The organism is Pseudomonas sp. RA_105y_Pfl2_P56 (assembly GCF_963970845.1).
In the GTDB taxonomy this organism is placed as follows: domain Bacteria; phylum Pseudomonadota; class Gammaproteobacteria; order Pseudomonadales; family Pseudomonadaceae; genus Aquipseudomonas; species Aquipseudomonas baetica_A.
In genome coordinates this window covers 34991-41505 of record NZ_CAXAPL010000050.1, presented here as the reverse complement: position 1 = coordinate 41505, position 6515 = coordinate 34991, and the positions used below count along the sequence as shown (strand labels likewise).

The following is a 6515-nucleotide window of genomic DNA, read 5'->3' as shown; positions in this document are numbered from 1 at the left end:
GGAAGACAGCAATGAATCAGTTTGCGATTCTTTATGGAGATCGATTTACCAGGTTGAACTGGTGAAAGAAGGGCTTGCCTTACGGCAGGCCGTTACCGGCCCGCACACAAAAAATCTGACACTCCCGGCTAAAGCGCCCCATCGCCCCGGGGTTGACACTGACCTCTGCCATGTTGCAGACCCGGATCGGTCAGCAACAGCACCCTCTGGCCAGTTACATGGATGCAAACAAAATTGTCTATCTGCTCGGAGGTGTTCAAACTGATGCTCTGGGGCAAACAACGCTGTTCATCATAAGAGAGCGCTGATCAGAACGATTAAGCGACCCGCCCGGCAGAAAACACATAACACTAACTCTGCGTCATATCCTTCCAGACCACGCTTGCGAAAAACAGCGCACGATCGTCAGCTGCTGCGAAAAAAACAAAAAACAAAAAACAAAAAAACTTATTGCATCAAATACCAGCTTTACCGCAGCAGCGCCCAGCGATACTTTTCAAGTTAAACATCACCAACAAGGAAGTTTAGATGTCAACGCCCATCCCGGTTGAAAAAACCTACCCACAAGATGACGCTATCGCCGTTTTCGATATGGGAATTCATGCCAACGAACGAACCGCCTCGACGATGGACTTCGAAGCTGACATCGACAACGATGGTAATAATACGACGCCCGAGAACAGTCGACGTAAACCCGGTCAACTCAAGATGCTCGACGATCTGTTCGGCCCTTTTAAAATAGGCCCCTACACAATAACTCGACGCGGCCTGGATGCTTTGGGTGCGACTATTGATGGTCAACCGCTGACTGGCCATAACACTCAGTTTCGTACACCCCCTCGATCATTCGTAAACTCCCTGCAACTGAGCTACCCCGAAATCGAGAAACGCATGAAAATTTCTACTTTCGGCGGTGACTATCTACTCCCCTCACTGCTGTTCGAGATGGCCAACTTGCGCCCGCCCACTGCTCCTCCGGTAATAAGAGAAGAAGCCGGTGTGAAAGTCGAGGAAGGTGGCTACCACAAAAAAATGTCTCGGCTTCTGAACTCGGCCCAAAATCTTGATCTGCGAGTGGCTTACTCAAAAAAGAAAAGCAGTCCAAGCTGGATCATCATCAAAAATCATTCCACCGTCGGCGCAAGCGTAGGTATTCAGGCCTTCGGCATCTTCATGGGCATTCGGGGTATTTACGATGCCGTCCAGAAGAATGAGAAGGATGAAATCATTTTCAACAGTGTCGGTGTCGGGGTGGAAGTCGGGTCGATTGTCACGGACATTGCCCTCACCAAAGCCGGGCAGCGCATGCTTGAGGCTGGCAATGGTGCGATGAAGGACTTCGTCAAAACCAGATCCGGAATCAGATTGAGCCGCTCAGGCGGGCTTGCTGGGGGAGCGCTGACGTTACCGTTCGATATCTATAGCGCAGTCAAAGAGTTCAATGCCGCCAGCAATAAAACCGGCAAAGAAGCCATGGATCATTACGTCAGCGGAGGTTTGAATGTTGCCAGTGCTGCCATGACCGTCATTCTGGGGGCCGCCGCCATGGCCGGCTTCTCTGCCGCAGGCCCCGTCGGCCTTGCATGTGGTCTATTCATGGCCATCGGCTCACAAATCTACGGGGCAGTTCGTGTGGTTGACGAAATCGACGACTACATTGAGCTGACCGCTGAGGAGCGCTTGCGTACCGGATGGTTCTCGTTTGTGCCGTTGATGGAAATCGATCAAGACATCAAGAATCGCTACGAACTTGCCAAAGCAAAAATCGAAACTGCCAAGCGGTTGCATACGGCAGCCAGAAACATGCTTGACCAGACACATAAGGACACCACTGAGGCCATCGTACATGGCAACTACGAAGACAGACTGAAGAAAAGAAGAGTGCAAGCAAGAAAATGGGGGCTGGATATCATGCCGATCGTCTACGTACCTGAAGTAGTGGGTCTGGCCGATACGATTGATGCACGAAACGGCGTCACCGCGCAAACGCCCGGCGCAGTACTCGGCTCCCCAGGGGAAAATAAAGGTGTTATCTGGCTGATGGGTGAGGGAGACGACACGATTATCGGGGTCGAAAAAAAACCCAATAACTTTTGTTACGGATCGGGGACAAAGAATCTGACAGGGGGTGATAAAGATGACAAATTCGTCGCCGAGAATGCGGCTCAAGTGCTCGAAAGCAATATCGAAAGTGCTGAGTTTTCCACACTTAAGGGTGGTGCAGGCAGCGACACGTTGATTCTTGAGGGCGAACAGTTGTTTCGTACATCCGGTCGGGGCATCGATGTCGACCTGTCGGCGGGCACCTTGCGGGTCTTCACACCCGGTCCGGAACCGTGGATTGAAGGCTCAAAAAAATATTCCTTGAAAGCACAACTCGACAGTATTGAAAATGTGGAAACCCTGCCAGGCGGAACGAGTATTGTCACTGGCACGGATGAATCCAATGTAATCAAGTCCAGAGGCAATGACAAAATCTACGCCGGTGCGGGTAATGACCAAATTTACCTGCTGGGTGGTGGGTCCGCATTCGGCCAATCCGGAGCGGATTTTTATTATGTGGCGCTGGCGGAGGGCTCAGTAGGCATTACAGAAGATGGTGTTGAGGAAAGTATTATCTCGCTGGGCTGGAGAATGGATCATATTGAGAAATGGGAATTGCGCAGGCACCGTCTCATTATCATATTAAAGTTCGATTTTCATTATGGGCGCCGCTACAAGGTATGCATCGATGACGTTTACAAAGAGTCTGGCGAACATCGAGCCCTGAAAAACAACAAACTGACCATTATTACCAGGGATGGTTATTATCTGAAGCCTGACCTTCCTGAAACAATAGAACACTACAACCCCATTGAAATCAAAGCCGAAATCATCAAAGCCGGCCGCCCGGAGAACACGGTCATCCTCCACAAATCCCTGTGCAGTGTTCCTACCGACCGCAACACACACTATTACGTTCAGCGTTTTAACTCACACACTCAATTCGTAACCGAACGCAACCCCAGCTCTTATTACGGCACTCGTATATTCCTCGACTATGACAGTTCCGAATTGACGAGCGCCCATGTGGCATTTGCGACAACACCATCCATAGAGATGAACAAGGCAGCCGACAAAAACAAAGTCAACGTTTCATGTGATTTCCTGTTTTACTTTGGAAAAAATCTGCTGCAGATTTCCGGATTTGGACAATATACGGAAACCACACTCGACGCCGCACTCAAACAAGCCATGGAAAAAGTGTCCATTCATGGATACATGCTGGTGTTCAGGGATGAAAAAGCCCACACCCTTAACCTTGAGAAACAATACGCCATCCCACCGAAACACTATAAGCATAGCGTCAGCGGAAATACGCTTACCAGCCACGACTACCGTTTTCCGTTACGAATGAAAGACGATGCAGTTTTTGAACTTCCCGAAACCGAGACGCTGGAGGTGGACCGTTTGGTTCGTTGCGCCACGGTACTACCTGTGAGCGAACAGATAGCCATCGACAACATAGAGGGTGCGGGAGGCGTCCATATTCTTCATCTGTCTGACAATAGAGTTTTACGAGTTTCGACTCCCGGCGGGCTGGCCAACGCCAAAGACAGGTTGAGAAACTCGACGACCTGGGAACTTGATGCCACTGAACTCAGCGAATTCACAATCAGCCTGGCAAATAACAAACTGTATATTGGAACGACTACGATTCATGTACCTCAATATTCGCATCCCGAAGACCTTATTGACGAAATCCTCGTGATTGCGCCAATGGGCGTCATTTATACCGTCAATCTCATTTTTGAAAATTTTTCCATTATCGGTCTGGACGCTCGTTTTTTTGTGCCACCAGTCGATGCTGAAACCGAGCTTCCCAAGGAACTTTCTGCCATTAAACAACGCGAACTCCCGGTCAAGCACATTGCAATGAATGATGGCAGTACCGGAAAACTAAAATTCAACATACCGGAGCGCAAGTGGATTCTAGACAGCAATAAGTCTCGAAAAATAAGTTACTCCGACCTGAAAGTATTTAATCAATGCCCCCATCAGACTCCAGATCTATTCAAGATTTCACTGCCTGATCATTGATACTGATGTTCTTCCGGCGCGTCGCTGGGAGAACATTCAGAATATCTCAAAGGGTGCTGTCAGGTGAGCGGTACGATTGCACTCACCTGGCGAAAAAAAGCCCGCAGTGTGAGCGGGCAAAAGACCAAAGAAGCTATATGCGCAGTCGCTTCCCGGTAGGGGCAGCTGCTTGGGGGTCAGCTGCCCCGATAGGTGGAATAGCTGTAAGGCGAAATCAACAATGGCACATGGTAGTGATCCTGCTCGGCTGAGATGCCGAAGCGCAGCACGACCACGTCCAGAAATGCCGGCTCAGGCAACTGAACGCCACGGGCGCGGTAGTAGTCGCCCGCATGGAACTGGACCTGATAAACCCCGCTACGATAGTCATCGCCTTGCAGCAGCGGCGCATCAACCCGGCCATCGCTGTTGGTGAGTGCACTGGCGACCAATTCCAGGTGCGAACCTTCAACGCGGTAGAGCTCGACCTTGATCGAGCTGCCCGGGCAACCGTGTGCAGCGTCCAATACGTGAGTTGTCAAACGTCCCATTGATTCTGCGCGCCTGGCCGCAAAGAGCAGTCAGACTTCGCGCCTCCCGAAGTCAGGTGAAAAGGAGACCGCACCGATTCGGAGCACGAAAAGTTGCGGCGAGCGACTGATTAAGACACTTTTCAAAAAAATTGTACACAATAAAAACGACATTTTTCACTTCACCCCCGACACTCGGGCGTTTGCCCAGGATCTGCCCCCTACGCACTTATCTATTGAGCCTGCGATCCATTAGCTGACTGACCAGGCAGGTTTCTTGCAGGCTCACGCCATTGGCCGTAAAAGATGACAGTCGGTGAAAAATGCAAAAAATCAGGCTTACAAATTGAGAATAAAGTTGTATACAATCAGCCCATCGCTGTGACGCCAGCCTGCCAGGCCGCCACACAACTCTGTCAACGAATAAGAAGGAAGACTGCAGTGAGCGCTGACTACCCACGCGACCTGATCGGTTACGGCAGTAACCCTCCTCACCCACACTGGCCGGGCAATGCCCGCATCGCCCTGTCGTTCGTACTCAATTACGAAGAAGGCGGCGAGCGCAACATTCTGCACGGCGACAAAGAATCCGAAGCCTTCCTGTCTGAAATGGTTGCCGCTCAGCCGCTGCAAGGCGCGCGCAACATGAGCATGGAATCGCTTTACGAGTATGGCAGCCGCGCCGGCGTCTGGCGGATCCTCAAGCTGTTCAAGGCATTCGACATTCCGCTGACCATCTTCGCCGTTGCCATGGCCGCCCAGCGCCATCCGGATGTGATCCGTGCGATGGTCGATGCCGGCCACGAGATCTGCAGCCACGGCTATCGCTGGATCGACTACCAGTACATGGATGAAGCGCAGGAACGCGAGCACATGCTCGAAGCGATCCGCGTCCTCACCGAAATCACCGGCGAACGCCCACTGGGTTGGTACACCGGTCGCACCGGCCCGAACACCCGTCGCCTGGTGATGGAAGAAGGTGGTTTCCTCTACGACTGCGACACCTACGACGACGACCTGCCTTACTGGGAACCGAACAACCCGACCGGCAAGCCGCATCTGGTGATCCCGTACACCCTCGACACCAACGACATGCGCTTCACCCAAGTGCAGGGTTTCAACAAGGGTGACGATTTCTTCGAATACCTCAAAGACGCGTTCGATGTGCTGTACGCCGAAGGCGCCGAAGCACCGAAGATGCTCTCGATCGGTCTGCACTGCCGTCTGATCGGCCGTCCGGGTCGCCTCGCATCGCTCAAACGCTTTATCGAATACGCCAAAAGTCATGAACAGGTGTGGTTCAGCCGCCGCGTCGACATCGCACGTCACTGGCACGAAACCCACCCGTACCAAGAGGCCGCCCAATGAGCCGCTTTCAAACCCTGCAACCGTCGACCCTGAGCCGCGACGCCTTCGTCAAAGCCTTCGCCGACATCTACGAACATTCGCCATGGGTGGCCGAGAAGGCCTATGACCTGGGCGCGGACGCTTCGATCGACGAGATCGAAACCCTGCACCAGCGCATGAGCGACATCCTGTTGAGCGCCGATCATGCCAGCCAACTGGCACTGATCAACGCTCACCCGGACCTGGCCGGCAAAGCTGCCGTTCAGGGCCAGTTGACCGCGGCCAGTACTGAAGAACAGTCGGGCGCGGGGATTCACCAATGCACGGCCGAAGAGTTCCAGCGCTTCACCGAGCTGAACGACGCCTACAAAGCCAAGTTCAAGTTTCCCTTCATCATGGCGGTAAAAGGCAGCAACCGGCATCAGATCCTCGCAGCGTTCGAAACGCGCATTCACAACTCGGTCGACACCGAATTCAAATGCGCGCTGGCGCAGATCAACAAGATCGCCCTGTTCCGTTTACTGACTCTTTAGCAAGCCTGGCCCGAGCATGGCAGACGCGGAGAATGCCCAGGGCCTC

General features: G+C 52.5%; 4 protein-coding genes. 3 read left to right on the top strand and 1 reads right to left on the bottom strand.

Features of this window, described 5'->3' with window-relative positions; translation table 11 throughout:
• Positions 1 to 528: 528 nt before the first annotated feature.
• Positions 529 to 4080: a calcium-binding protein gene (locus AACY11_RS25080; RefSeq protein WP_339495968.1), complete on the top strand. Its 3552-nt coding sequence runs from the start codon at positions 529 to 531 to the stop codon at positions 4078 to 4080.
• 176 nt (positions 4081 to 4256) lie between these two features.
• On the opposite strand, the gene uraH is transcribed toward AACY11_RS25080, so the two are convergent.
• The gene (gene uraH, locus AACY11_RS25075) at positions 4257 to 4610 is read right to left on the bottom strand and encodes a hydroxyisourate hydrolase (RefSeq protein WP_339433965.1); all 354 of its coding nucleotides are present in this window, start codon (positions 4608 to 4610) and stop codon (positions 4257 to 4259) included.
• A gap of 420 nt (positions 4611 to 5030) precedes the next feature.
• Between uraH and puuE the strand changes: the two genes are divergently transcribed.
• Together puuE and uraD are read left to right on the top strand one after the other, a co-directional pair.
• Positions 5031 to 5957: an allantoinase PuuE gene (puuE, locus tag AACY11_RS25070; protein ID WP_339466485.1), complete on the top strand. Its 927-nt coding sequence runs from the start codon at positions 5031 to 5033 to the stop codon at positions 5955 to 5957.
• A complete protein-coding gene (gene uraD, locus AACY11_RS25065; RefSeq protein WP_339433963.1) occupies positions 5954 to 6469 on the top strand; it encodes a 2-oxo-4-hydroxy-4-carboxy-5-ureidoimidazoline decarboxylase in 516 nt (171 codons plus the stop codon). The genes puuE and uraD overlap by 4 nt, the downstream gene beginning before the upstream one ends.
• Positions 6470 to 6515 lie beyond the last annotated feature (46 nt).

Bases quoted from the DNA above. Each gene is read 5' to 3' on its own strand.
- AACY11_RS25080 (WP_339495968.1), top strand. From the start codon at position 529: ATGTCAACGCCCATCCCGGTTGAAAAAACCTACCCACAAGATGACGCT.
- uraH (WP_339433965.1), bottom strand. From the start codon at position 4,610: ATGGGACGTTTGACAACTCACGTATTGGACGCTGCACACGGTTGCCCG.
- uraD (WP_339433963.1), top strand. From the start codon at position 5,954: ATGAGCCGCTTTCAAACCCTGCAACCGTCGACCCTGAGCCGCGACGCC.